16 protein-coding genes and 1 pseudogene are annotated in these 21,943 nt (G+C 69.8%); 5 read left to right on the forward strand and 12 right to left on the reverse strand.

Features of this window, described 5'->3' with window-relative positions; translation table 11 throughout:
• The first annotated feature begins 62 nt into the window (after window positions 1-62).
• Complete coding sequence (locus tag Voc01_RS05475) at window positions 63-788, forward strand: DoxX family membrane protein (RefSeq protein WP_203926158.1); 726 nt, start codon at window positions 63-65, stop codon at window positions 786-788.
• A gap of 33 nt (window positions 789-821) precedes the next feature.
• On the opposite strand, the gene Voc01_RS05480 is transcribed toward Voc01_RS05475, so the two are convergent.
• From Voc01_RS05480 to moaC, 4 genes are read right to left on the reverse strand one after another with little or no spacing between them, the layout of a single operon-like run.
• Window positions 822-1,247, reverse strand: a complete 426-nt coding sequence (locus Voc01_RS05480) for a molybdenum cofactor biosynthesis protein MoaE (protein ID WP_203926159.1) — start codon at window positions 1,245-1,247, stop codon at window positions 822-824.
• A complete protein-coding gene (locus tag Voc01_RS05485; RefSeq protein WP_239159971.1) occupies window positions 1,244-2,434 on the reverse strand; it encodes a molybdopterin molybdotransferase MoeA in 1,191 nt (396 codons plus the stop codon). Before Voc01_RS05485 ends, Voc01_RS05480 begins: the two co-directional genes overlap by 4 nt.
• A gap of 17 nt (window positions 2,435-2,451) precedes the next feature.
• A complete protein-coding gene (locus Voc01_RS05490; protein WP_203926184.1) occupies window positions 2,452-2,934 on the reverse strand; it encodes a MogA/MoaB family molybdenum cofactor biosynthesis protein in 483 nt (160 codons plus the stop codon).
• Entirely contained in the window at window positions 2,931-3,407 is a 477-nt protein-coding gene (gene moaC, locus Voc01_RS05495) for a cyclic pyranopterin monophosphate synthase MoaC (RefSeq protein WP_275423692.1), read from the reverse strand. The genes Voc01_RS05490 and moaC overlap by 4 nt, the downstream gene beginning before the upstream one ends.
• 1,087 nt (window positions 3,408-4,494) lie before the next feature.
• Here moaC and Voc01_RS05500 point away from each other — a divergent pair.
• Window positions 4,495-6,465 carry a putative bifunctional diguanylate cyclase/phosphodiesterase gene (locus Voc01_RS05500; RefSeq protein WP_239159972.1) on the forward strand — a complete coding sequence of 657 codons (1,971 nt, stop codon included), beginning with the start codon at window positions 4,495-4,497 and terminating at the stop codon, window positions 6,463-6,465.
• Window positions 6,466-6,752: 287 nt separating this feature from the next.
• Here the strand turns inward: Voc01_RS05500 and Voc01_RS05505 are convergent, their stop codons facing one another.
• Together Voc01_RS05505 and Voc01_RS05510 are read right to left on the reverse strand one after the other, a co-directional pair.
• Entirely contained in the window at window positions 6,753-7,832 is a 1,080-nt protein-coding gene (locus Voc01_RS05505; RefSeq protein WP_203926160.1) for an IPT/TIG domain-containing protein, read from the reverse strand.
• Window positions 7,833-8,036: 204 nt separating this feature from the next.
• Window positions 8,037-10,793, reverse strand: a complete 2,757-nt coding sequence (locus Voc01_RS05510; RefSeq protein WP_307781558.1) for a replicative DNA helicase — start codon at window positions 10,791-10,793, stop codon at window positions 8,037-8,039.
• Window positions 10,794-11,392: 599 nt separating this feature from the next.
• Between Voc01_RS05510 and Voc01_RS05515 the strand changes: the two genes are divergently transcribed.
• Window positions 11,393-12,676, forward strand: coding sequence for a hypothetical protein (locus tag Voc01_RS05515; protein WP_203926161.1), 1,284 nt, complete (start codon window positions 11,393-11,395; stop codon window positions 12,674-12,676).
• Between the two features lie 492 nt (window positions 12,677-13,168).
• Here Voc01_RS05515 and rplI read toward each other — a convergent pair whose 3' ends face one another.
• The 5 genes from rplI to Voc01_RS05540 form a co-directional block, all read right to left on the reverse strand.
• On the reverse strand, window positions 13,169-13,618 hold the full coding sequence (rplI, locus tag Voc01_RS05520) for a 50S ribosomal protein L9 (protein WP_203926162.1): 450 nt from the start codon (window positions 13,616-13,618) through the stop codon (window positions 13,169-13,171).
• A gap of 17 nt (window positions 13,619-13,635) precedes the next feature.
• Window positions 13,636-13,875 carry a 30S ribosomal protein S18 gene (gene rpsR / locus Voc01_RS05525; RefSeq protein WP_203926163.1) on the reverse strand — a complete coding sequence of 80 codons (240 nt, stop codon included), beginning with the start codon at window positions 13,873-13,875 and terminating at the stop codon, window positions 13,636-13,638.
• Between the two features lie 10 nt (window positions 13,876-13,885).
• Window positions 13,886-14,470 carry a single-stranded DNA-binding protein gene (locus Voc01_RS05530; RefSeq protein ID WP_203926164.1) on the reverse strand — a complete coding sequence of 195 codons (585 nt, stop codon included), beginning with the start codon at window positions 14,468-14,470 and terminating at the stop codon, window positions 13,886-13,888.
• Window positions 14,471-14,546: 76 nt separating this feature from the next.
• Window positions 14,547-14,840 carry a 30S ribosomal protein S6 gene (gene rpsF / locus Voc01_RS05535; RefSeq protein WP_203926165.1) on the reverse strand — a complete coding sequence of 98 codons (294 nt, stop codon included), beginning with the start codon at window positions 14,838-14,840 and terminating at the stop codon, window positions 14,547-14,549.
• Window positions 14,841-15,039: 199 nt separating this feature from the next.
• Window positions 15,040-15,840: a hypothetical protein gene (locus Voc01_RS05540; RefSeq protein WP_203926166.1), complete on the reverse strand. Its 801-nt coding sequence runs from the start codon at window positions 15,838-15,840 to the stop codon at window positions 15,040-15,042.
• 169 nt (window positions 15,841-16,009) lie between these two features.
• Here Voc01_RS05540 and Voc01_RS05545 point away from each other — a divergent pair, with 169 nt between their 5' ends.
• The gene (locus Voc01_RS05545; RefSeq protein WP_203926167.1) at window positions 16,010-16,783 is read left to right on the forward strand and encodes a deoxyribonuclease IV; all 774 of its coding nucleotides are present in this window, start codon (window positions 16,010-16,012) and stop codon (window positions 16,781-16,783) included.
• Window positions 16,784-17,607: 824 nt separating this feature from the next.
• Window positions 17,608-18,363 (forward strand): annotated as a pseudogene (locus Voc01_RS55030) (hypothetical protein); the annotation flags it as partial.
• 1,917 nt (window positions 18,364-20,280) lie between these two features.
• On the opposite strand, the gene Voc01_RS05555 reads toward Voc01_RS55030, so the two are convergent.
• Window positions 20,281-21,852 carry a glycosyltransferase family 87 protein gene (locus tag Voc01_RS05555; protein WP_203926169.1) on the reverse strand — a complete coding sequence of 524 codons (1,572 nt, stop codon included), beginning with the start codon at window positions 21,850-21,852 and terminating at the stop codon, window positions 20,281-20,283.
• Between the last annotated feature and the right edge of the window lie 91 nt (window positions 21,853-21,943).

The raw sequence follows: 21,943 nt of genomic DNA on the forward strand, positions 1-21,943 counted from the left end.
GCAGCGTAATGAAGGGGTACGACACTTGCGTAAAGCGGCCTCACGTGGGGTAAGGACCGGTCATGACGCCTATTCGTACAGCAGCCCGTACGCTGCTCGGCGCGCTGTTCGTCGGCAGCGGGTACTACGTCCTGAAGCACCCGGAGCGGCACGTCGCGGAGGCCAAGCCGGTCGCCGACTATCTCGAGCCGGCGCTCGAGGCCGCGAACCTTCCCACCGACACCGAGACCCTGGTCAAGGCGACCGGTGCGGCCCAGATCGCCGGCGGCCTGCTCCTCGCCAGCGGCCACTTCACCCGGCCGGCGGCCGCGGTGCTCGCGGCGACGGTGGTGCCCTCGACGATCGCCGCCCACCCGTTCTGGAACGAGAACGACCCGGAGCGCAAGGCCGAACAGCGCACCCAGTTCGCCAAGAACCTGGGTCTGCTGGGTGGCCTTCTGTACGCGATGGTCGACCGCGGCGGCAAGCCGAGCCTCGCGTACCAGACCCGCTACGCCGCCCGCGACGCCGGACGCCGCGCCGGGTACGCCGCCCGCGACGCCCGCCGCGCAGCCAAGGTCGCCGGTCTCACCGCCGGCCTCAGCGGCGTGACGACGGCCAAACGGGCCGGCACCGCGGTCAGCCGGGCCGGTGACGCCGTCAGCGACACCGTGGGCAACGCGGCCTGGCGGGCCAGCACGGTGGCTTCCGACGCAGGCAAGGCGGTGCGCCGCACGGCCCGTACCGCCCGCCGCGAGGCCAGGATCGCCGCCCGGGCCCTGCAGGCGGGACGTCGCCTGCCGTTCTGATGATTCACGTGAAACAACGCGACTACGCGGTAACTATGCGCAGTTGACCCATTCGTCGGTTCCGTCGGCGAAGACCTGGTGCTTCCAGACGGGTAGTCGCGCCTTCACCTCGTCGACCAACCGGGCGCAGGCCGCGAAAGCGGCCGCCCGGTGGGCCGTCGAGACCGCGGCGGCCAGCGCGACGTCGCCGATCTCCAGCGGTCCGAGGCGGTGCGACACGGCCACCGCGTAGACGTCGGGATCCTTGGCGATCTCCTCGGCGACCTCGCGCAACACCTGGGCCGCGCTGGGATGGCCCTCGTACTCGAGCAGCCGGACCGCGCGTCCATGATCATGATCTCGCACGACACCGCTGAACGACACGACGGCGCCCGCGGCCGCACGCCCGACGGCGCGTTCGTGCGCGGCGACATCGAGCACGTCGGTGGTCACCGCTGTTTCGATGATCTCGTTCGTCATGGCAGCGCCACCAACGGGACGCTCGCGCCCGACGTCCCGGTGGTGCCCGGAGCGATCACCGCGAACCCGATCGCCTGGGCCAACCCCCGCAGCATCGCCGAGTTGGCGTGCGGCAGGGGATAGGCGCGACCGTCGGCCGCATCGCGCCGCACCAGGGCGAGGTGCGTGTGCCCGCCGCGACCGGCGACCTCCGCGCCGAGCGTCACGGTGCCGAGCGGCGGGACCGGCTGACCGGCGAGCCCGGCGATCAGCGGCATCACCAGGGTCACGATCGCGACGACCGCCGACTGCGGGTTCCCCGGTAGGCCGCAGACGAAGCGACCACCGGGCAGTGCGGCGACCAGCATCGGAAACCCGGGCCGCACCTCGACGGTGTTCACCACGTACTCGGCACCCAGCTCCTTGAGGGCCGGGTGGAGGTGGTCGACCGGCCCGTTCATCGTGCCGCCGGTGGTGCAGATCAGGTCCGCTCCGTCGGCGATCGCCTTCCTGAGCGCGTCGACGTGGGCGTCGAGGGAGTCGGGAACCGGTACCACCGGCGGCAACGCGTCGGCGCCGAGCCGGCGCAGCCACGCGGGCACCTGCGGGCCGAGGGCGTCGCGCACCCGGCCGTCGCCGGCCAGTCCCTCGGTGAGCAGCTCGTCGCCGAACACCAGCGTCGCGACCCGCGGCGCGGCGTGCACCGACAACGTGTCGTGCCCCGCCGACGCGGCCAACCCGAGCACGGCGGGGTTGATCCTGGTTCCGGCCGGCATGAGCTCTTCGTCGCCGGCCGCCTCCTCGCCAATGTCGCGCCACTCGTGCGGGGCGCGCGCCTCGCCGCTGACCTCGTCGCCGGTGACGGTGGAGTCCTCGACGCGCACGATCGTCGTCGTGCCGTCCGGCACCATCGCGCCCGTGGCGATCTCCACGCACGTGCCGTCGACGGACAGCGCCGGTGCCGGTGATCCGGCGAGCACCCGGCCGGTGATGCGCCACGGCCCGCTTCCCCGGACCGCCCAGCCGTCGACGCTGGACGTGGGGAACGCCGGCATCGGTGCCCGCGCGGTGAGGGGACCGGAGAGGGTACGGCCTTCGGCCTCGACGAGCGGGACGGTCACCGGTGGACGGATCGCCGCCGCGCCGGCCGCGTGCACCGCCTGGCGGGCCGCGGCCCAGGGGACGGACGTTGTCGGGTGGGCTGCCACGAGGCCAGCCTATTCGCCTACTCGCTCCGGGGGTGATCGCCGCCGCGCAGTTGGTCGACCGCGTGGGCCAGGATCGGGCCGAGAACGGCGAGCCCGTCCTTCGCTCCACCTCGCGAACCGGGCAAATTGACGATCAATGTTCTTCCCGCGACGCCCACCACGCCTCTTGACAAGATAGCGGTGGGCACTTTGTCCCGACTTACAGCGCGCAACGCCTCGGCTACGCCCGGAACCTCGTAGTCGAGGATCTCTCGCGTCATCTGCGGCGTTGCGTCCGTCGGGCTGATCCCGGTACCCCCGCTGGTGACCACGACATCGAAGCCTGCGACGACGGCAGCACGCAGCGCAGTGCGGACTGGCGGTCCGTCAGAAACGATCACGGGATCACTAACTTCGCAGCCGAGTTCGCGGAGGCCTTCGACAAGTAGCGGGCCGCTGGTGTCTTCGTAGACACCGGCCGCGGCGCGGTTGGAGGCGACGATGACCTGTGCCCGGATCATGATCGGGTCCACGTTCCGGTCTTGCCGCCTTCCTTCCGCAGCACCCGAACCGAGTCCAGGGAGGCGGCCGGGTCAACGGCCTTGATCATGTCTATCAATGCGAGTCCGGCGACGGCGACGGCGGTGAGCGCCTCCATTTCCACACCGGTTCGATCAGCTGTTCGAACAATCGCCTCGATATCGACGGCATTATCGCGCAGCGTCAATTCAACGGTTACGCCGTGCAATGCGATCGGGTGGCAGAGCGGCAGAAGGTCGGGCGTTCTTTTCGCGCCCATGATGCCGGCAATGCGGGCGGTGGCCTGGGCATCACCCTTCGGTAGGGAATCGCTGCGGAGCAAATCGATGACGCTTGTGGTGGTAGTCACCGTTCCAGCTGCGACCGCCCGGCGAATCGTGATGTCTTTTCCGGACACATCCACCATGCGCGCTGCGCCTTTGGCGTCTACATGGGTAAGTTGCTCCTCGGCCACCCGTCGAGCCTACGCAAGGCACCGGTTGGCTGGTGACGGGCTCGCCGACGATCCGCGAGAATCGTGATTGACCATGCTCACTGTCTGTTCGCCACCTGTCGCTGTCGCTTTCCGCGCACATGTGGACACGCCGGGTCAGAAGGGCCGGTCGCGCCGTGCAATTGCCTGGTCATTTGCACGTGCAGCGGATGTGACAAACGTCGTTTCCGAATGGATCAACGACCAAAATCAGGTAACATTGAGTAATCGCCATACTACATTTTACGGTATGAAAACTATCCCAGTTCGCAAATCGCGAATCTCGGGACAAAAAGACTGGACAGCCAGGTGTCGATTGGCCTAGTGTCACTTCTGACAGGCCGTTGACCTCCTGGAATACACAGGGTCATCGCGGTAGACAAGTTCTTGATCGAGAGGGGTGTGGCATGCGCGAGTTCGGCTGGTCATAACAGACCGTAATTAAGCCACCACATCACTGTTGGTGGCGTATTGACAGCGCCATACCTGCACGGGTCACGATGGATATGTGACTGCAGGGTCCACACCGAATCGAGTGCACTGGTTGAAGCCTCTCGTGTACTCGATCGCGGCGTTGGCGTCGGTGGTCATGGGCCTCGCCGTCTGGCAGGCGTGGCCCGGATGGCAGCCTGGATGGCAGCCGGCGCTCCTCGTTCTTTTCGTCGCACTGCTGCAATGGGCCGAAATCAACGGCCGTATCCGGTCGACGACAGTTTCCCTAGCTCCCACTTCTGTAGCGGGATTGGTATGCGTGATCTACGCGCGTCCGTCCGCAGCTGTCGTTTACGCGTGCATGGGCGCATTGATTGGAAAGTGGCTATTCAAGCGCCAGCCCGCGATCAAGGCGATTTTCAACGCCTCCAAAGAGACCCTTGCCGTAGCTGCCGCCGTTGTGGTGGCGCACGGCCTAGGGTTCGTTCCGATCAGCCTCGGCCCAGAGAGTCGGGGGGTTACGCCGGCCGACATTGTTGCCATCTGCGCCGCCGCGGGTGCCTACGCGCTGGTCGAGGAAGTGCTGGGAGCCCCGGTTCTGTCCATTGCCGGCAGGCTCAGCATGCGCCATATATTGATGGCGAACCTCGACATCCGGTATGTCGTGCGGTTGGGCGCCCTGGCGGCCGCGGTCGCGATGTACCTCATCCTCTTACAGAGCGACGTGCTGCTGCTCGCGATGCCGTTGCTGGTCTACGGAATCCACCTGGGTACCGCCATGCGGATCCGCACCCGTAGCGAGCGGGAGACGTGGCAGCGTCTCTCCCGGGCCACCGACGAGTTCAACTCGGTCGACTTCGACGGCGTGCTCCGTACCGCGGTCATCCGGGCCGCCGAGCTGTTCTCCGTCCACGAGGTCGAGGTCGAGGTCAAGCAGCCGCCCCGGCTGGTCCGCGGCGACGCCAACGACGTCCTCTACGACGGCCCTCCGGCCGGTGCGCCGGCTTCGAGCGGCCAGGCGATCAGCATCGACCTGACCACCTCGGCCGACGTCGCATCGCTCGGCGAACTGCGCCTGCTCATCCACGGCGGCCAGATCACGCTCTCGGAGCGGGAGAACTACACGCTCTCCACGTTCGCCGCCGCACTGCGCACCGCGATCCGCAACGCCACCACGTTCACCGAGACGAAGCGGCTGTCCGAGATCAACGCCCGCGCCGCGGCCATCGACCCGCTCACCGAGCTCGCCAACCGGCGCAAGCTCACCGTGTACGGCGAGCAGGTGCTGGCCACGAGGCCGCCGAACGGCGTCACCGCGCTTCTGCTCATCGACCTGAACCACTTCAAGGAGATCAACGACACGCTCGGCCACTCCGCCGGTGACCAGGTGCTCGTCGAGTCCGCCCGCCGGTTGAAGGCCACCGCGCAGCCCGACGACCTGGTGGCCCGCCTCGGCGGCGACGAGTTCGCGATCCTGCTGGTGGGTCTGCCCGCCCCGGCGCTGGCGCTGTCGCGCGCCCACGGGCTGCTGGCGTGCCTGAACCCGCCGATGGAGGTCGACGGGGTCCGCGTCTCGGTCGAGGCGAGCGGGGGAGTCGCGGTCGCGTCGAGCGACGGCCCGGGCAAGCGGACCGTGGAGGAGCTGCTGCGCCGCGCCGATGTCGCGATGTACCAGGCCAAGCGCAACGGTCAGCGGGTGGTGACCTTCGAGCAGTCGCGCGACACCGCCGACGTGAACATGCTCTCCCTCGGCGGCGAGATCTCGCGCGGGATCGCGAACAAGGAGTTCGTCGTCAACTTCCAGCCGATCGTCGACCTGGGCACCGGCGACGCGGTGGGCGCCGAGGCGCTGACCCGCTGGTCGCATCCCCAGCACGGCGATCTGGCGCCGAACCGCTTCCTCGACTCGATCGAGCGGTCCGGCCAGCTCGGTCCGTTCACCGAGGAGGTCCTCGACCAGGCGCTGTGCGCCGCCACCGTCTGGGCCGACGCCGGTTTCGAGATGCCGGTGTCGGTGAACGTCACGCCGCGGAGCCTGCTCGACGCCACGTTCCCCGACATGGTCGAGCGGCAGTTGAGCGGTCGCGAGGAGCTGGCGGCGAACCTGGTCATCGAGCTCACCGAGAGCGTGACGTTGAGCCAGCTGGAGGTCGTCGACGACGTGCTGAGCCGGCTGCGGGGCCTGGGTCTGCAGCTCGCCCTGGACGACTTCGGTACGGGCTACTCGTCGTTGGCCACGCTGGCCCGGGTCCCCGTGCAGGAGCTGAAGATCGACCGCAGCTTCGTGGCCGCGATGGACGCTCCCACCGAGACGGCGGTGGTCCGCTCGACGATCGAGCTGGGCCGCAGCCTGGGCCTGACGGTGGTGGCGGAGGGCGTGGAGAGCGAGCGGCAGCGGGCCAAGCTGTGGGAGTTCGGCTGTCCGCTGGCGCAGGGCCACCTGTTCGCGAAGCCGATGCCGCTGGCGAAGCTCATGACGCTGCTGAAGGCGGGTCCCGGTGGTAAGCCGGGTCGGCTGGCCGAGCCGCTGCACGAGACCGGTTCGGTGATCCGGATCCCCCCGAGCCGGCGGGCACGCGGGTCCCAGCAGGCCGCCGAGGGTTCCTAGTGTCCTGAGTCAGGTTGCGGACCGGCCGCGCCGCTCGCGGTCGCGCCGTTGTCGAGGCCTGCGCCGATCTTGCACTTGTGGCCGCCCCTATTTGCGTAGATGTCGTGTTTTGAGGTAAGCCACAACTGCAAGATCGGCGGAAAAAGGGGACGTGGGTGCCGTGAACGGCGCCGCGTGCTGCCGCCCTCCCGTTGCCCTTGCCCGACGGCCTGGCGCCCTGCGGGGCGCGCGGGCGGACGCACGAAGGCCGGCCCGGTGCGAACCGGGCCGGCCTGTCGTTCAGTCGTCTACTCGGAGATCACCGCGAGCCACGACTTTTCGTTGACCGGGCTGTCCGTTCCGCTGTTGGAGACCACGACCTTGCAGACACCCGAGAAGACGTCGGCACCGAGGCCGCCGGCGTCGTCGATGATGCCGGTCGCCGGGATCGTGATCACCATCGAGGTACCCGCGGAGGTGGGTGGCGTGGCGACGTTGGCCGTGACACCGCAGACCTTGGCGGTGGCGGTGGTGGCGAAGCCGGTTCCGGTCACCGTCACGTTGGTCTCGACGCCCGCCTTCACCGACGTCACGCTGAGCGCGGTGATGACCGGAGCGCTGACGATCGTGATGCCGGTGGCGGTGGAGGAGAAGGTCTTGCTGACACCGTTCTGCGTGATGATCACGCTCGGCGTGGCGCTGGCGGTCATGCCGCTCGCCGTCTTGCCGGTGAGCGTGTTGCCCTTGTCCGCATCTCCCGCCGCCGCGGTGAGCGCCGTCGTGCCGGCCTTGTTCCACGCCTTGACCTCGGTCAGGGCCTTGCCACCGATGGTGACCGCGAGGCCTGCCCCGGTGCCGCCGCTGAAGGCGAAGTCGTTGGACGCGGTGATCCGGACCGTCTGACCGCCCGAGGCGAGCAGTCGCTTCACCTTGTCGTCGGCGGCCGGGATCTTCGAGCTGTTGTCGGTGACGACCGGGGCGGCGCTGACACCAGCGATGTCCGGCGGCGTGATGAAGAACAGGTTCGAGCCGGTCTTCGTGAGCGTGTCGTCGTTGGCGAACGTGATGACGATCGTCTCACCGGTGGTCGTGCTCGCGGTGGGCGCGCAGCCGTCGTTCGCGTCGTCGGCATCGTCCGGAGTCTTCGCGGCGATCTGCGTGGTACCGGTCACTATGTACCACTCCATGTCGGTGCACCTGGTGGCACCGAGGCTGACCGTTTTGATGTTCTCCTCGCTCAGCGTGGTGCCGGCGGGCAGTGTCAGCGTCAGCAGGATGACCTGCTTCGGCGTGTTGGCGGCGACCTTGCCGGTCGTCGGCGAGGACACGACGATGTTGCCGGTCAACGCTGTGGCGGCGGATGCCGGTGAGGCCGGAACGAGCGCCACGGCTGAGACGACCGCAGCGATTGCGGCACCGACGGCGAGGCGGGAGCGCCGCCACGCACGGAGGATAGACATTCGGGTCGGGGTCCTTTCAGCTTTTCGGTGCCGGCGTTGGCAACCGCACTGATCCCATCTGGCGACCCAAAGTAACATCGTGGTGGCGTTGTGTTACGAAAAATCCGAATTTGGTTGACGAATGCAGTTCCTCTATGTGATCGCCATGTCGACGAACCGGGACAGGTGCAGCTGCGCCGCCACCGTGATCGTGTCGGTAGGCCCGTTCCGGTGCTTGGCGACGATGAAGTCAGCTTCCCCGGCTCGCGGCGACTCCTTGTCGTAGTAGTCGTCCCGGTGCAGCAGAATCACGACGTCGGCGTCCTGCTCGATCGAGTTGTGAACGGCGATGCCGTTCGCGATGAAGTTGTGGAGGCCCAGCACGGTGGCGTCGTAGACCTCCTGCTCTCCGATCGGGTCGATCGACACGACCTCGTCCCACAGGACGTCGTTGGTAGCCAGCAGCTCGAGGTCTGCGTTACCGAGCACCGCAGCCACCCGCGACAGGCGTTCACGTCCGGGAGCGTGCTTCCACAGGGTGCTCCCGCAGAACTGCGTCCCGGTGGCGGCCGCGAACTCGCGATGGGTCATCTGCTGGTCGGCAAGAGCGGTGCGGACCCGGTCCCAGACCTCACGCGGCACCGTGTCGATGTTGGTGTTGCTCCGAACCTTCTCCAGCAGGGCCAGCAGCGCGAGGCAGGAGGCGCTCCGGCCGCCGTGAACCGAGATCTCGCGCAGGAACCGGAGCTGGTCGTCACGTCCGGAGATGTCGAGGGTGTACTGCGTGCGGTAACCGTCCGGCTGTACCGCCTTGATCCGCCCACTGATACCGAACCGCAAGAGCAGCGATGCAACGCCGTCGATCAGCCTGCGGCTCGTGGAGCTGAAGTAGACCCGCCCCACATTGCCCCGTACCGTGACCGACCCATCGGTCGCCCACAGGTGGTGCAGGAACAGGGTGATCTGCCGCTTGCCGAGGCCGAAGACCGCGTCGGGGATGAACTTCTCGTGCGAACGCAGCCCGAACAGGCCCATGCCGTCGAGCCACTCCGCGATCGGGTTTCGCCGACCGCGAGCGACCGGGAACGGAGCCGGAAGCCGGAGGGTCTTCACCCTGGCGGCCGGATGGTCGTCCAGCACCGCGGTGACTCCGAAGTGGCGGGCCGCCCCCCTCACCGCCGCCATATTGCTTTCGTCGACGCTCGCATACCGGATCGGCTGTCGGCGGACGAACGAGCCCTCACCGAGTAGGTGTGCCAGCAGCACGACCTCGTCGTTGGACCATGCCGAGCCCTCCAGCGGACCGGGGACGTGACGAGGAACCGCCAAGCGGCTTCCCGGGCCCAGCGTGTCGAGCGCCCGCCATCCGTCGATGGTCAGGAAGGGATGGTTGCCGGTGGCCTCGATCTCCTTGCCCGACCGGAGCCGCATCCGGAACACGGGTTTGCGTCCGCTGGGGAAGACGTGCGTCATGGTGCGGGGCACGTATTTGAGCCGCTCGTCGAGGGCCCAGATCGGGATGTCACGTTCGCCGGACGCGAGAAGGTCGCCCAACGACACCTCGGCGTTCGTGTCGGCTCGCACCACCCGCGTGTCGGCCGTCAGGCATCCCGACTCACGCAGATCGGACAGTTGGGGACGCTTGTCGGTGCGCTGCTCGGGGCCACGGTTCAGCTGGCTGACCGCGACAACCGGGCACTCGACCTCCTTGGCCAGCAGCTTGAGCCCCCGGGAGAGTTCGGCCACTTCCTGCTGCCGGCTCTCGGTGCGCTTCGGCGAGGTCATCAGCTGGAGGTAGTCGACCACGATCAGCTTCAGGTCGTTCCGCTGCTTGAGGCGGCGGGCCTTGGCCCGGATCTCCATCAGCGTCATGCTCGGCGTGTCGTCGACGAACAGCGGCGCCTCGCTGATCTCACCCATGCGCCGGGCGAGCTTGGTCCAGTCGTCGTCGGACAGCTGGCCCGAACGGAGCACGTGCAGCGGCACCCGCGCCTCGGCCGACAGCAGTCGCATGACGATCTCGACCTTGCTCATTTCCAGGGAGAAGATCGCGCTGGCCAGGTTGTGCTTCACGGATGCGGCCCGCACGAAGTCCATGCCCGCGGTCGACTTGCCCAGACCGGGCCGCCCGGCCACGATGATCAACTGGCCGCCGTGGAGGCCGTTGAGGAGGCGGTCGAGGTCGGAGAAGCCCGTCGGGATTCCCGTCATCACGCCGCCCTGGGCACCCACCGCCTCGATCTCGTCGAGCGTGGGCTGCAGGAGCTCGGACAGGATCGCGAAGTCGTCGCCGCCGCGGCGTTCGGTGACGTTGTAGATCTCCTGCTGGGCCAGGTCGACCGTGTCGTCGACGTCGCGGCCGCCGGTGCCGGCCGCGCCGTATCCGAGCTGGACGATGCGGGTGCCGGCCTCGACCAGCCGGCGCAGCACGGCCCGCTCGGCCACGATGCGGCCGTAGTACGAGGCGTTGGCCGCCGTCGGGACGATCGCCAGCAGGTCGTGGACGTACGGCACCCCACCGACGCGGGCCAGGTCGCCCGAGTCGGCGAGCGCCGCGACCACCGTGATGGCGTCGGCCGGCTCGCCCCGGCCGTACAGGTCGAGGACCGCGTCGAAGATCGTGGCGTGCGCGGGCCGGTAGAAGTCGGCGGTGCGCACGATCTCGACGACGTCGGCGATCGCGTCCTTGCTCAGCATCATCGCGCCGAGGACACACTGCTCCGCAGCGATGTCCTGCGGGGGAGTGCGGTCGTATCCGCCGCCCTCGCCCGGTGGCGGCCCGTCGGGACCCCCACCCGACCGTCCCTTTCCCCGGAAGGGTCGGTCGCCGCCGCCTCCGGCCCACTCGTCGTCGCCGCCGCGCTCCTCGGGAGGAGGCTGCATGGCGCGCACCTCATCGGTGACCGACACCGCTGCCTCCCCTCGCCACCCTCGCCACGTCGAACCTGCTGATCAGGTTAGTACGTGCGTACGACAATTCCGCGCCGGAGCGACCCGAAACTGCGCCAGTGTGCGGGCCCACGCTAGGAAAACGGCGGCCGGGGATCAAACACCCCGGTGGACACAGCTCGGGACAAGCTGTGGATACCGCGCCCAACCCGGTGGTCAGGCATGTGCGCAACCTGTGGACAGCCCTGTTGATACTGCTTTCACATTCATGTTGAGCTGCGAAAACGTTGTCCTCAGCCTGTGGATAAAAGAAAACAGGCGGCCTCTGAGGCCGTTGCGGTATCTTGGCGACGATGGCTGACGGGCGGATGGCACGCCGGCCGCCGCGCGATGAAGCTACGGGCGATCCACACCGCGATCAACAACGGGGTGCCGATCCCCGCTGGAGCGAGCGCCGCGACGGCGGTTCCGCGCGCGGTTCCTCGCCTCATCGGCGCCCGCACATTCCACCCTCGGTTCCGGGAACGCCACGCGCTGCCCCCGAACCGTACGCCACGCCGAACGGTCCGTTCGACCCGACACGCGAACTGCCCCGGCCCCCCAACCCACGCGGCGACCGCGTGAGCCCGGCCTTCGACGAAGCCGCCACCGACGCCCGGGGAATCCCGCGGGTGGGCCGGACTCGCCAACCGAGATCACGACGCCGCGACCCGAGCCGCGACGCGCCGACCAACGGCTACGGCTACCCGGCGGTCCCCGATTACGGTCGCCCCTCGCCCGCCGACCGGCCGACCACCGACTTCGCCGGGCCGATGGCCGACCGCCCCACGGTCGACGGCCTCCCGCGCGTGGGCGGCGCGCGTCCCACCGACGACCGCTACGGCCCACCCACCGGCGAGATCCCCCGGACCGGATACGCTGGACCACCGACGGGCGAGATCCCCCGCGTCGGGTACGCCGGCCCACCGACAGGCGGCTACGGCCCCTCGACGCCCGGCGGCTATCCACCACCCCGTCCGCCCTACTTCAGCGGACCCGACTACGGGATGCCGCCACCGTCCGGCATCCCGTACGGCGCGCCGTACGGAGCGCCTCCGGGTCCGACCGGCCGAACCCGCGAAACGCCCTACCGCCCACCCAGCCCGAACCGCGATCACGGCCCGAGCCGTGACCATGGCCCGTCCACATCGAGCTATGGTCAGCCGCCGGGCCACGGGGCTCGCCCGGGTAACCCGTACGCCGAGCCGACCGAGTCCGGCCGGGGCGGCGGCAACGGAGCCGTCCCGCACGAGACCGGACGGTGGAGCAGCAGCCGGGGCATGTGGGTGCCGGCCGAGCCGCGCGAGGAGCCGCCCGGGTTCGCGATCGAGCGCTTCGAGGAGACCACCGACCTCCGGCGCACCCCCGACCGCGGTCGCAACCAGGTCATCGACGCCGCCGACTGGACCGAGCGCCACGACCAGCGCCCCGAGTGGCACCCGCACACCTGGGATGATGCACCGACGTCCCGCTCCACCGACTGGAGCGAGATCCCGCAGCCTCCACCGAGCCGCCGCGTGGACCCCGATCCCGAACGCGATCAGGTCGCGAACGAACTCATGGGGGAGCGGGTGCCCGCCGGCACGGTCAGCGCGGCACTGGCGCCGCTCATCTGGTTCGCGCTGGCGATCGCGGCCTACCTGGGTGCGGTGTTCCTCTTCGACGAGGGTGCCGAACGTGCCGAGGCGCTCGACGCCGGCATCCAGGCGCTTCCCTGGCTGGGCGTCGCGTCGACGATGAGCGTCGGGCTGGCGCTCACGTTCCGCTGGATCGGCGCCGGATGGAAGGCAGGCGGACTGGGGTTCGCAGCCGCCGTGGTCAGCGGCACGCTGACGACCGTCCTCAACTCCCTGATCTTCGGCTGAAATCCGCCGATCTTGCAGTTGTGGCCCCCGACAAAGGCCGGCTTATCACCATAAAAGGGCGGCCACAACTGCAAGATCGGCGCCACCGCCCCGCACCCCGACGCGCCACCCGCACCTCGACGTGCCACCCGCACGCCGGCACATGCCTCGCGCCGCCCCGGCACACGCCCCGCACGCCCATGCGCCACCAGCACGCCGGCACATGCCCCGCACGCCGGCACGCCCCGCGCCCCCACACCTGCCGTCCCGCACGCCGACGCACCACCCTCGCGCCCCACGCCGCTCGCACGCCGCTCGCACGCCGGCGCGCACCCCGTACCCGGGCGCGCCACCCCCACCCCGGCGCGCCACCCCGCACGCCGCCACACGCCCGCACGCCGGCTCGGCGTCCCGCCGCGCCACCCCCGCCCCCCGACGCCACGCCGAGCACCCCGACCCACGCACACAAAAGCGCCCCGGCCCACCCGGGCCGGGGCGCTCTCGCAGAACCGTCTACTTCGCGGCCGTGACCGCGAGGTTGAACGTGGCCGTGACCTCCGGGTGCAGCCTCACCTGCACCTTGTAGTCGCCGACCGACTTGACCGCGCTGGACACCTGGATCCGCCGCTTGTCGAGGGCCGGCCCGCCGGCGCTGCGCACAGCGTCGACGATCTCGGCCGGGGTGACCGAGCCGTACAGCCGGCCGGTGTCGCCCGCGCGGACCGCGAGCTTGACCGACAGCGCCTCGAGCTGGCCCTTGACCTCGTTGGCGTGACCGAGGTCGCGGATCTCCCGGGCCCCGCGGGCCCGCTTGATCACGTCGACCTGCTTCTCCGCGCCGCGGGTCCATTTGATCGCGAAGCCCTGCGGGAGCAGGTAGTTGCGCCCGTAGCCGTCCTTGACCTCGACGATGTCGCCGGGGGCACCGAGGCCGTTGACCTCCTGGGTCAGGATGATCTTCATTGCTCAGCCCTCCCCGGTCAGCGCGCCGTGGTCGTGTACGCCAGGAGCGCCATCTCGCGGGCGTTCTTCACGGCGCGGGCGATCTGACGCTGCTGCTGGGCGCTCACCCCGGTGACCCGGCGGGCACGGATCTTGCCCCGGTCGGAGATGAACTTCCGCAGCAGGGCGGTGTCCTTGTAATCGATGTAGGCGATGCCCTCTTTGTCGAGAGGGTTCACCTTCTTCTTCGGCTTGCGAAGAACCGCAGCCTTGGCCATTTCGCTACTCCTAGAAAGGTGGCTCGTCGTCGAACGATGAACCCGATCCGCCGCCGCCACCGCCACGGTTGCCGGCCGGTGCCGCGCTGGCCCAGGGGTCGTCGGCGTAGCTGCCGCCGCCCTGGTTGCCGCCGCCGCCTCCGCCGCCACCACCGCCGCGATAGCCGCCGCCACCGCCGCCGCCGTAGCCGCCACCACCGCCGCCGCCATCGCCGCCGAAGCCGCCGGAGCGCTGCATCTTCTGCACCTTGGCGGTGGCGTAACGGAGCGACGGGCCGACCTCGTCGACCTCGAGCTCGACGACGGTGCGCTTCTCGCCCTGCTGGGTCTCGTAGCTGCGCTGACGCAGCCGGCCGACGACCACCACCCGGGCGCCACGCTGTAGCGACTCGGCCACGTTCTCGGCCGCCTGACGCCAGATGGTGCACGCCAGGAACAGCGGGTCGCCGTCTTTCCATTCACCCGACGCGCGGTCCATGAACCGCGGCGTCGACGCGATCCGGAACTTGGCCACGGCCACACCGGACGACGTGAACTTCAGCTCCGGATCATCGGTCAGGTTGCCGATGACCGTGATGGTGGTATCTCCTGCCATGGCCCTACTCCTCGCGGGAAACAGTGTCGCGGTGAGGCTGTCACACAGGTGCGACAGAAATCGGGAAGTGGAAGACCTAGCGGACTTCCGGCCGGATGACCTTGGTACGCAGCACCGACTCGTTCAGCCGGAGCTGGCGGTCCAGCTCGGCCACGGCCGCCGGAGTTGCGTGCAGGTCGATGACCGCGTAGATGCCCTCGGTCCGCTTGTTGATCTCGTACGCGAGGCGGCGGCGCCCCCACACGTCGAGCTTCTCCACTGAGCCACCCGCGCCACGGATCACATTGTTGAGATACGAGTCGAGCGACGGGGCGATGGTGCGCTCCTCGAGACTTCCGTCGAGGATCACCATGATTTCGTAATGACGCAAGACGTAATCACCTCCTACGGGCTAGGCGGCCACGGTCTCTCCGTGGCAGGAGGTCATGCGTCGTCCACTGACAAAGGGTCGGGGGACCGGACAAGGATAGCGGACGCGACCGCGGGGCGTTTCATCCGGCAGCTGGGTGGGACCTGGGGAGGAACGACCACACCGACAGAGGATGAAACGCCCCGCGGAGATCAGGGGGTTATGCGAATCTCGCGGCGCCCGGCCGCCGGGCCAGGACGGCCCGTACCGCAGCCACGCCGACACCCACCGTGAGAACCGCGGCGATCATCGCCAGCAGCCCCGACGGTCCGTGCACCGGCTCACCGGCGGCCTGCACCACGTCTCCGATGTCGGTCGCGCCCGGCGGCAGGTCGTCACCTCCACCCGCGCCCTGGTCCGGCACCGCCGCACCCGCGGGGCTGGCATCGGTCCCGGCTGAAGCGAACGGATCGGCCGGCGGGGTCGCCTCGGTCGGGCCCGTCGCGGTCGGCGCGGGGCTGGCCGAGCGGTTGTAACCGCTGGACCCGTTACGTCCGGCCGTACCGGTGGGGGAGGGCGCGCGGTTGGCCGGCGCCGTCGTCGGTGCCGCGGCGGGCGGAGCGGCCGCGGGCTTCGGCGTCACCCCGACGGTGACCGCGCGGAACTCCTCGACCACACCGGCACTGCAGGAGATGGTCATCGACACCTCGACCGGGCCGTGGTGGAACACGACCGGTACGGCCTGGTTCGCACCCACCGAGGTCACGGTCTTGCCGCCGACGCGGAGGGTGGCGTTCTGGCCGAGCCGGTTGACGAACGTGATCCGACTCTCCGCCGGCACGGTCAGCCGGCTCGTGCTCGGCTGCGACTTGCAGACCAGCATGTTGAGCACGCTGCCACCGCTGAACTCCACCGCCGGCGCGGCCTCCGGCGCCGCGTGCGCCGGTCCGGCGACCAACGCCGCCCCGGCAACCATCGCTGGCCCGGCGCTGATCGCGGCCGCAGCGAGGATCCTGGCCATCCTCGGAACCACAGCTGAGTACATAACCATCCAGCGTCTCGTTCGGGGACATGTGCATGGCCGGTTTGTCCCATCGTGCAGATGGTCGGTACCGGGCCATTCGGGACAACGACGGCCGGCACCAAGCGGTGACGCGCAAACTGTCAGGCTGTCGTCGTAGGCTCGCCGCATGCGCATCGGTGCCCACGTCGACCGTCAAGATCCGCTGGCCGCCGCCGCTGAACGCAAGGCGGAGGTGGTCCAGTTCTTCCTCAGTGATCCCCAGGCATGGGTCGATCCCGAGGACAGAACGGATGCCGAGGAGCTCAAGGCATCCGACATCGACGTGTTCATCCACGCGCCGTACCGCATCAACGTCGCCACGATGAACAACCGCATCCGCATCCCGAGCCGCAAGCTGCTCTTCAAGTACGCCACCGGCGCCACCACCGTCGGCGCGAAGGGCCTCATCGTCCACGGCGGCCACGTCGACAAGCCCGAAGACATCGACAAGGGCATCGACAACTGGCGCAAGACCTTCGCCTACGCCGAGGAGCAGGGCGGCTTCGCCACGCCGGTCCTCATCGAGAACACCGCCGGCGGCGACAACGCCTGCGCCCGCCGCTTCGACGCCCTATCGCGCCTCTGGGACGCCATCGGCGAGTACAACCCCGGCTTCTGCCTCGACACCTGCCACGCCCACGCCGGCGGCGAAGACCTCCTCGGCATCGTCGACCGCGTCAAGGCCATCACCGGCCGCATCGACCTGATCCACGCCAACGACTCCCGCGACGCCTTCGACTCCCGCCGCGACCGGCATGACAACATTGGAAAGGGTCAGATCGACCCTGATCTCATCGTTGCGGTCATCCGGGCCGCCGGCGCGCCGGTCGTCGTGGAAACGCCCAACGGCGCGGAAGGTCAGGGTGACGACATCGCGTTCCTGCGCGACCGGGTGGGGTGAGAAGGATCAACGAAGAAGGCACGCGCCGCGCGCCGGTCACCGTCGATCGCTGGTCAGGGCCGCTTGAAGGAGCGTATGAAGACGAGCACCGGCCTGCTTCCGAGCGACCACCCACCCCGGCACCGGAGACCGTAGGTCCCGAAAGCCCATCAAAGAAAGCACCGGAGTCCGCAAGCACCGCCCCGGACACCGACCACGCCTCCGAGCAGCGCGCCTCCGAGCACCGCGCCTCCGAGCACCGAGCCTCCGAGCACCGAGCCTCCGAGCAGCGAGCCCCGAACGGCCGCTCCACCGGCCCCACAAGCGGCCCCCCGGCGACTCCACCGGCGGTGGTGCCGACGGCCTCACAGGCGGCGCCCCCGGCAGCCCAACAGGCGACTCCGCCTGCGGCACTGCCGGAGCCCGACGCCGAGGAGACCCAGCCGACCCCCGGCGTCCGCCTCCTACGCCGCTCCACCCTTCCGACCCGCCACCGCCGCACGACGAGCCGACGCCCCGGTGGCACGACCCTCCGGGTCCGCACGCTCCCAACCACGACGAAGCCCGGCAGCCCTCCAGCACAGACCCCTCCCGGCGGGCAGGCCCCAACCGACGGGCAGGCGCAAGCCGACCCGAAGGCCCCAGCCGCTGGCAAAGCCCCAGCCGACGCGAAGGCCCCAGCCGCTGGCAAAGCCCGAGCCAGCAAGAAAGCCCCGGCCGGCAAGAGCGCGCCGGAACCGCCGAAGGTCAGCCTGGTCCGACGGGTGAGCCTCGTCCGTCGGGTGCCCAAGAAGCGCCGCGTCAGCCTCCGCAAGCGAGCCGCCCAGCAGCCCGGCAAGTGGCGCGCGTTCGCGCCGACGGCCGATCGTCCCGGTCCCATCACCCGGTCCTTGCAGGCGATCGGCCGCTCCGTCTTCCACGAGTACACGCTGGCGACGCTCGGATCGGTGCTGCTCGCGGTCATCATGACCTGGCCGACGATGCGCTACCCGACCCGCACGGTTCCGCAGGACCTCGGTGACCCACTGCTGCAGGCGTGGCAGCTGGCGTGGTCCGGGCACGCGCTCGACACGAAGCCCAGCACGATCTGGGACTCGAACACGTTCTTCCCCGAGCGCCTCAGCTTCGCCTTCTCCGACACGCTGCTCGGGTTCGCGCCGCTGGGGATGATCGGCTCCGGCGTCAGCGCGGCGATCCTGCGTTACAACATCGTCTTCACGCTGGCGTTCGCGCTGGCCTTCCTCGGTGCGTACGCGCTGGCGCGGCAGCTGGGCGCATGGAGGTCCGGTGCGGTGGTGGCCGCCGCCGCGTTCGCGTACGCGCCGTGGCGCTGGGGCCAGGCGGGTCACCTGCACGTGCTGTCGAGCGGCGGCATCGTGTTGGCGCTGGCGATGCTGGCCCGCGGTCACGGTTTCACGCTGCGCCACGGTTACCGTCCGGCCGACGCCAAACCCGGATGGGCCCTGGCCGGCTGGCTGGTGGCCGCGTGGCAGATCAGTCTCGGCTTCGGCATCGGCCTGCCATTCGCGTACGTGCTGGCGCTCCTCGCGGTGGTGGCGCTGATCGCCTGGTTCGTGGTCCCGCGCCGCGTGGTCACGAGGCACTCCACCCCGGAGATCCTGCCCGCCGGCCTGGAAACCCCGACGCCCGCACTGGCAGCCCCGCCCCCGACGACGTCCGCCTCGCAGGTGACGTCCTTCGAACGCCCAGAGCCGCAAACCTCTCCCTACGCCCGCCCCACCTCGGCGCCGGCAACGTCCCCGTACGCCCGCCCGACGTCCCCGTACGCCCGCCCGACGTCCACGATTACCGCCACCATCGACACGGCCGCCAAACCCACCGACGCCACACCCACCGATGGGGCCCCCACCGATGGGGCGCCCACCAACAGCGCACCCACTGACGGCGCGCCCACCAACAGCGCACCCACTGACGGCGCGCCTACCAATGGCGCGCCCACCGACGTCGCGGCCACCACCGTCGCGCCCACCGACAGCGCCCTCACCGACAGCGCCCTCACCGACAGCGCACCCGGCACCGGCCAGCCGCCAACGGCCCAGCCCACCGGCGAATCCACATGGGCCCGCCCCGACGGCGAACCCGCACCGGCCAAGCCGAACGCCGAGCCCACCGCAGCCCGGCCCCACGACGATCCCGCACCGGCCCAGCCCCAAGCCGGCACCCACGGCTCCGCGCAGCCGTCCGGCACCCTCGCGACTCCGGCGGCCGGCCCGCCAACCAACGGCCGCTCCGGTCGGCGCCGGGCCCGGGGCCCCGAGCTCCAGCCCGCCGCCCGGGCCAGCGACGTCATCGATTTCGGACCCGTGCGTCCGGAGCCGAGCCAGCAACCCGCTCGCCCAGCCCGCCCGGCCGGGCCGTTCAAACGGTGGCTGGCCCGCCGCCCGCCGTTCCCGAAGCGGCTCCTGGGTGCCGATGTCCTCGGCGGCATCATCTTCGCGGCCGTCGGCGTCTTCATGGCGATCCCGTATCTGCGGGTCGTCAATGACCATCCCTATGCGCGGCGGGGCGTCAACGAGCTCGACATCTACTCGCCGCCGGCATACGGCTTCGTCACGGCGCCGGCGGAGTCGTGGTTGTGGGGGCATGACCACTCCGGACTGCGAACGACCATGGAGGCGCCCAACGAGGGTGCGTTGCTGATCGGCTTCGTGCTGCTCGGGTTGGCCCTGGCCGGACTGCTGTACTCGGTGTGGTCGTACCAGGTCCGGTTCCTGCTGCTCGTGGCGATGATCGTCAGTGCGGTGCTGGCCATGGGTACGGCGGCACCCTTCGGCGGCAAGTTCTCCTACCTGCCGCTGCACTCGGTACTGCCGGGCTGGGACGGCATACGCACCCCCGGCCGTCTCGTGCTCTGGACGACACTCTTCGCCGGACTCCTCGCCGCCGGCGCGGTGAGCGCCTTCGTGGAGCGGGCCCGCGACTTCACCATCGAGCGGGGAGCCGGACCTTATCCCGGTCCGCTCCTCCGGATGGCGCTGCTGCTGCCGCTCGTGCTGGTTCTCGTCGAGGGCATCTCGGCCAGCCCGCACCCGGAGGTACCCCGCCCGCCCGCCGGGCTGAGCGAGGTCCAGGGACCCATGCTGGTGCTCCCCTCCGACCAGCTGAGCGACGAGATGATCATGCTCTGGACCACCGACGGCTTCCCCTCGGTGGTCAACGGCGGCAGCGGTTTCATCCCCGCCCGCCTCGACGAGGTACGCGAGGTCGCCGCCACATTCCCCGATCCGGCCAGCGTCGAACTGCTGCGAGGGCTGGGCGTCCGATCGGTCGTGGTGGTGAAGAGCATGGTCGCCGGCACCGACTATGAGCCCACCGCCAATCCCGGCAACTTCCCCGACCTCGACCCGGCCATCGAAGTGGAAGACACCCCGGAACTGGTGATCTACAACCTCTGACCCCGGCCCCGCGCAAGAGGCAGAGCAGCACCAAGGCCCGGCACGCGAGAAGCGGAGCGGCGCAGCCCTACAACGGCCCGCCGCTCCTCACAAAACGCAGACTCAGGCTCTGACCGGCGTCGGTGGCTCGTCCCCGTCCGGGGGTCGCTCGTCCGACAGCGGCCCCTCCTCGGTAGCGGCCGGCACGCCGACCGGAACCGCCGCCGGCTCGTCGTCCGCCGTCCAGCCTTCGGGCCAGTCGTCGCGGTCGGGGGTGCCGTCGAGGACGCCGCCGTCAGGGTCGTCGTCGTAGGTTTGGCGGACCACGTCTAGTTCGGGGTGCAGGATCTCCTTCACCACCAGCCAGATCAGGACGCCGACCATGATGAGGCGTAGCTCGGATGCCCACACGAACACCCACTCCGGGAAGATGACCTTGCCGGACTCGCCCATCAGGCGTCCGTAGAAGGCGGCGAAGTACGCCACCTCGGCGGCCTGCCACGCCAGGAACGCGCCCCACTTCGGGCGGGCCAGCACCAGCAGCGGAATCAGCCACAACACGAACTGCTGCGACCACACCTTGTTGAAGACCAGGAACAGCGCCACCACGAGGAACGCCACCTGTGCGAGCCGCGGCCGGCGGGGGGCACGCACGGCCAGCAGCATCACGGCGGCGATCGCCAGCAGGATCACCACCCACGACACGGCGTTCTGCATCGGCAGGTTGTCGCTCAACCACTGGAACGGCCGCAGACCGTACCGGTCGTTGCCCAGCGGGAAGTTGGCGCCGATGTACCAGAACGTGCCCCAGTCGACCGGGCGCTCGCTGTTCAGCTGGAAGAACCTCGCCCAGCTGTCCGGCCACAGCACCAGCACCGGAATGTTCACCAGCGCGAGCGTGAACACGCCCGTCCACGCGGCGGTGTTGAAGTCGCGCATCCGCCGGGCGCGCCAACACAGCGCCAGCAGCGGCAGGGCGAGCAGTGCGGGCCACAGCTTGGCCGACGCGGCGAGCGCGATGAACACGCCGGCCAGAGCCGGGCGGCTGCGGGCCCAGAAGTACCAGCCGAGCATGGTCAGGCCGATGGCCAGCAGGTCCCAGTTGACCGTCGCCGACAGGAACAGCCCCGGCGCGACAGCGAACATCGCGACGTCCCACGGCCGCTTGCGCCGGACCGCGAGCAGCAGCGCCACGGTCGCGATGGCGAGCGCGCCGAGCGCCAGCACGTTCAGGTTGTAGAACAGCTGACCCTCGTTGAGGGCGCCGGCCCGGTCGCCGAGAGCGTTGACCGGCAGACCGATCAACCCCATGAACGCACCGGTGACCACCGGGTACTCGACCGGGAAGTCCTTGTACGGCACTGCGCCCTCGGACAGCTCCTCGGCGTAGTACAGCGCCAGCGTGTCGGTGTAGCACATGTACTTGTACTGCTCGAGCCCGCTCCACGCGCCGTCGTTGCACGGGAACTTCTGCACCCAGTGCAGCGACAACGTGATGCAGACCAGCGCGAGCACCACCCGCCCGGCGGTCCAGAAGCCACGACCGTAGACGCTCCGCACGGGGCGGACCGCGTGCTCGCCCAGCGGACCGCCGATCGCCTCGGCGAGACCACGCACGAACCCGTCGGAGGTCGCCGGCTCGTCGGGCACCGCGGCGGCGTCGGGGGCGTTGTCGAGCGGTGTGGCCGTACTCATGGCGTCGATACTGCCCTACGCCCGCGTCGCACGGTGCGCACCCCACGAACGGCGCGACACCACAAACGAACCGAGGCCCCACGCAGAGCGT

It is taken from the genome of Virgisporangium ochraceum (genome assembly GCF_016863655.1).
In the GTDB taxonomy this organism is placed as follows: Bacteria; Actinomycetota; Actinomycetes; order Mycobacteriales; family Micromonosporaceae; genus Virgisporangium; species Virgisporangium ochraceum.

Coding starts and splice junctions, on each gene's coding strand:
- rpsR (WP_203926163.1), bottom strand. CDS start 13,875: ATGGCCAAGGCTGCGGTTCTTCGCAAGCCGAAGAAGAAGGTGAACCCT.
- Voc01_RS05540 (WP_203926166.1), bottom strand. CDS start 15,840: ATGGCCAGGATCCTCGCTGCGGCCGCGATCAGCGCCGGGCCAGCGATG.
- Voc01_RS05555 (WP_203926169.1), bottom strand. CDS start 21,852: ATGAGTACGGCCACACCGCTCGACAACGCCCCCGACGCCGCCGCGGTG.
- Voc01_RS05490 (WP_203926184.1), bottom strand. CDS start 2,934: ATGATCCGGGCACAGGTCATCGTCGCCTCCAACCGCGCCGCGGCCGGT.
- Voc01_RS05500 (WP_239159972.1), top strand. CDS start 4,495: ATGGCGAACCTCGACATCCGGTATGTCGTGCGGTTGGGCGCCCTGGCG.
- Voc01_RS05545 (WP_203926167.1), top strand. CDS start 16,010: ATGCGCATCGGTGCCCACGTCGACCGTCAAGATCCGCTGGCCGCCGCC.
- Voc01_RS05480 (WP_203926159.1), bottom strand. CDS start 1,247: ATGACGAACGAGATCATCGAAACAGCGGTGACCACCGACGTGCTCGAT.
- rplI (WP_203926162.1), bottom strand. CDS start 13,618: ATGAAGATCATCCTGACCCAGGAGGTCAACGGCCTCGGTGCCCCCGGC.
- Voc01_RS05475 (WP_203926158.1), top strand. CDS start 63: ATGACGCCTATTCGTACAGCAGCCCGTACGCTGCTCGGCGCGCTGTTC.
- Voc01_RS05530 (WP_203926164.1), bottom strand. CDS start 14,470: ATGGCAGGAGATACCACCATCACGGTCATCGGCAACCTGACCGATGAT.